Annotated in this window: 1 protein-coding gene; it reads right to left on the bottom strand. The window is 76.1% G+C overall.

What is annotated here, in order from left to right; all coding sequences use genetic code 11:
- Positions 1 to 109: 109 nt before the first annotated feature.
- On the bottom strand, positions 110 to 965 hold an 856-nt coding region (locus AC1D01_RS36490), incomplete at its 5' end, for a hypothetical protein (protein ID WP_477874663.1).

A 965-nucleotide genomic window follows, 5' to 3' on the forward strand; every position in this document is an offset into this window, starting at 1 on the left:
AAGCCGAGCAGCGCGGCCAGCACCAGCACGATGCCGAAGCGGCCCCCGTGCCGCATGAAGGCACGCCCGGCGCGGCGCAGTTCCCAGGCCAGCATCGCGGCCACGAGGCTCAGTCGTTCCATGCGGCCTCCACCGTGAAGCGGTAAGGCCGTTCGGGCGTCGTGTCGTCGATCTCGTGGCGCGTCAGGTAGGCGCCGGTGAAGGGCTTGCGCGACGACACGAAGGCGACGTAGCGCRCCATCTCGGCGCCGGTGCGGGCCTCGCCGGTGATCTTGATGCCGGTGGTGGCCCCCGGGCTGGCGCCGAGCACGTCGACGCCGAGCACCGCGACGCGGATGTCGCGCGGCGGCTGCAGCGCCTGCAGCAGCGCCGACACCGGCAGGTTCATCTCGCGGATCGCGGCGTTCACCGCCGGCACCCGCGCCTGCTCGTCGCGACTCAGCGCGGCGGGCGCGGCCGGCGCGCTGCGCAGCTGCACCGCCTCCAGTTGCTGCTGCAGCCCGTTCACGCGCTGCACCGCCTGCCAGGCCTGCAGCGACAGCCCGCCGGCCACCAGCAGCACGGCGGCCGCGGCCGCCCAGCGCAGCGGCGTGGCCGGCGCCTCGGGCGGCACGGCATCGATGGCCAGCCGCTGCGTCGCAGCCAGCCCGGCCAGTTGCAGCGCGCGCGACATGGCACGCGCCTGCAGCGGCAGCTCGATCGCGGTCAAGCCGGGCACGGCCTGGGCCGGCGACTCCGGGGTCGGCGCCAGGTCCAGCACCCCGAGTTCGGTCACCGCGGCCAGGCGCGGATCGCGCAGGCGCATGCGCTGCCACAGGCCCTGCAACTCCGCCACGCCGCCTTCGCGCTGCGTGACGTCGGCCAGCCGCCGCGTGCCCTGCGCCAGCATCACCTGGCCCTGGTCGAGCACCGCCAGCGCCGCACGGCCGCGTGGCGCGACGGCCCAGCCGGCCACGCTGGTGGGC

It is taken from the genome of Rhizobacter sp. P3_B12 (genome assembly GCF_056402895.1).